The 2,493-nt window shown below is 65.7% G+C and carries 3 protein-coding genes; 1 reads left to right on the top strand and 2 read right to left on the bottom strand.

The annotated features are described in order from the left end of the window. Positions 1–803: 803 nt before the first annotated feature. Both GEV06_28360 and GEV06_28355 read right to left on the bottom strand, forming a co-directional pair. Positions 804–1,409 carry an outer membrane beta-barrel protein gene (locus GEV06_28360; protein MPZ21765.1) on the bottom strand — a complete coding sequence of 202 codons (606 nt, stop codon included), beginning with the start codon at positions 1,407–1,409 and terminating at the stop codon, positions 804–806. A gap of 69 nt (positions 1,410–1,478) precedes the next feature. Continuing rightward, positions 1,479–1,772, bottom strand: a complete 294-nt coding sequence (locus GEV06_28355) for a hypothetical protein (protein ID MPZ21764.1) — start codon at positions 1,770–1,772, stop codon at positions 1,479–1,481. 387 nt (positions 1,773–2,159) lie between these two features. Between GEV06_28355 and GEV06_28350 the strand changes: the two genes are divergently transcribed. Continuing rightward, the coding region (locus GEV06_28350; protein ID MPZ21763.1) for a DUF1080 domain-containing protein at positions 2,160–2,493 on the top strand (334 nt) is incomplete at its 3' end.

Genomic DNA, 2,493 nt, shown 5'->3' with positions numbered 1-2,493 from the left:
GGGGCCACCGAGACGGTTAGATGACGTGCGCCGTTCACGAGCCAGTCCTTCCGTTGCGCGGCTTGGGGCACGCGCGATGGTCCCGCCGTGCTGTGACACCCGACGTCACGCTGGACATCGCATCATCCCGGGCGCGACCGTCGGACGTCAAGATCGGGGGAGCGTTCGGTCTGCAGGCGCGAGGGGAGGGAGAAGAACGCAGAACCGCCCACGGACAACGACATCGAACCGCCGCCAGTCGTCAATGCCCCTGGTGGCCGGTCTTGAGGTGTCGTCACTGGATTCTGGTCAGCGACTCACCAAAAAGGCCCACTGTGATCCGCGTAGACCCCTCTCCTGAATATTCGAAACGTTCAAAATGGGCGTGAGCCTTCTCGCCTGCATATCTCCACCTCCGACGAACTGGTTGTGACGAGTTCACCATGGGCACAGCTCAACCGCCAATGAGTGCCGCAGGCTTCGCCCGCGCTGCCATCCGGCTCGTTTCCGACTCGCCAGATCTCTCCTTACCCGAATCAAACGTGTCGAGCACGCCGGTCGAACAGGCTTGGCCGCGCTCAGTCCAGGCCGTGCTCGCGCAGCCATGTCGCTTGCCGAGCGCTCGCCATCCCGCGCCAGCGCGTCCCGGTCGACGGCCGCGATCTCTGGGGCCTAGCTGACCAAGTCCGCGTATCGCGGCTCGGGGCGATAGTCGTAGCCGTCGAGAATCCGGTCGCGAGGAGGATGTCTCAAGAATTCGGCCGAAGCTTCCGCAGGCGACGAAACGGCCCGCGCCGTCGCTCGACGACAGTGCGGGCCCACGTCTAGAATCGGATGCCGACGCCCAGCCTCACCTGACTGACATTGAGGTCGCCGCCCGCCAGGATCTGCGTCACGACGTCGCCGCCGCTGATGCGCTTGTAACGGTAGCCGAGATCGAACACGACCGGCCCGCTCTCGAGCATCACGCCACCGCCAACGCCGAACATCGGCTCGGTGCGATCGGTGAAGCGCAGGGCGGTGTCGATAATCCGACCGGTCGTCCCCAGCCCCGACACGCCCGTGTGCAGCCGCGCCATCCCGGCGCTTACCTCGCCGTACGGCCGCACGCCGCCGGATCCGCCAAGCACGCGGAGGCCGGCCTGGCCGTAGTACGCCGAGAGGCGGATGTCGGCCGGCGTGAGGTCAATGAGCTCCGCAATCGGCGGGAACGTCAGGTCGGTGAGCCTGCCGCCCTCGCCGAAGATCTGCACGTGGCCGCCGAGCGGCACGGCCAGGCTCCCGCCGAACGTCGGAGTCGACGAGTTGCCGCCTGTCGTCAGGCCTCCGAACGCCTGAACGTGCCCGTTGCGGTCATCGGCTGCAGCTATCGCCGGAAGCGACAGCATCCCGAGCCACAGCGCCGCCGTCAGAGTTCTCGTACGCATCATGCCCTGCCTTCTGCCGGCGCGGTCAGCTCGCTTCGGTGTTTCCACACCCGCGGGCGCCGACAGGTCCCTCTAGAGCAACTGCGATGCCAGAAATCGATCGGAGATCGAGGCAGGTTTCAGGCCCTCTTTGCCGGCGTCCATGCCGTCATTGGCCTTTGGAGAGGACATGTCACGCCCGGCAGGTTGACGATCACCTTCGTGACTGACGTCCGCGGTGGCCGTTGACCGGGTCGTGTCACGTCGAGACTTCCTCGGCAGCGTCGTGATGACCTCGGCCTTGCTGGCGGCGGCCGAGCGGCCGGTGTCTCCCGTCTCGAGCCAGCGGCCGACCCAGTCGTCGCCCATCCCTGGGCCAGTCTCCATTCGACTCATCGAGGAGAGCGCGACTCTCAAGGAGGATTTCGAGGCAGAGCATCCGAACCTTGAGCGCTGGCGGATCCGGCACGACACGCGTAAACCGGCGCCAGAAGCCAACCGACATCGGCTCATCGTGCGGACAGGCGTTGACCGTTGGCGCCCGATCCTCTAGGCTTTCTTGCGTTACGAATAGAACTCGGGGCGAGATCGTCTACCAGCTCGACGCGGTCGCACAGACGAGGCATGTGCTCGTGGAGCTGAAGCCTGGCCTCGAGGTGAGAGTCAGCGTCAATGGTTCCACCCTGGGCACGTATCAGACGACCCAGGGTGGAGTGCTGTCGTTCGACGGCCTCGGCACCAGGAGCGTGCGGATAGAACCAGCAGGGTCATGACATGATCTCTCGACGACGATTCCTCCAAGCCTCACTCGCCGCCTCGATTGCCGGCGCGGGCTGGCATCTCACACGCGGCCGCGCGCTGGCGGATGCCGGGCTCCACCCGCCCGCTGCGACCGCGTCGGAAGCGATCAGGCCGGAGAGAACGATCCGCTTGTTCAACGGGCGAGACCTCGACGGGTTGTACGGCTGGCTGAAGGACACGCACTACGAAGATCCCCAGAAGGTCTTCACGGTCGCCGACGGCCTCCTGCGGATCTCTGGCGAGACGCACGGTTACCTGGGCACGCGCCAGGCCTACAGGGACTATCACCTCGTGGTCGAGTACACGT

The organism is Luteitalea sp., assembly GCA_009377605.1.
Classification (GTDB): Bacteria; Acidobacteriota; Vicinamibacteria; order Vicinamibacterales; family Vicinamibacteraceae; genus WHTT01.
This window is presented reverse-complemented; position numbering and strand designations above follow the sequence as displayed.

Excerpts from the sequence above, each read along its gene's own strand:
- GEV06_28360 (MPZ21765.1), bottom strand. The coding sequence starts at position 1,409 with ATGATGCGTACGAGAACTCTGACGGCGGCGCTGTGGCTCGGGATGCTG.
- GEV06_28355 (MPZ21764.1), bottom strand. The coding sequence starts at position 1,772 with ATGGAGACTGGCCCAGGGATGGGCGACGACTGGGTCGGCCGCTGGCTC.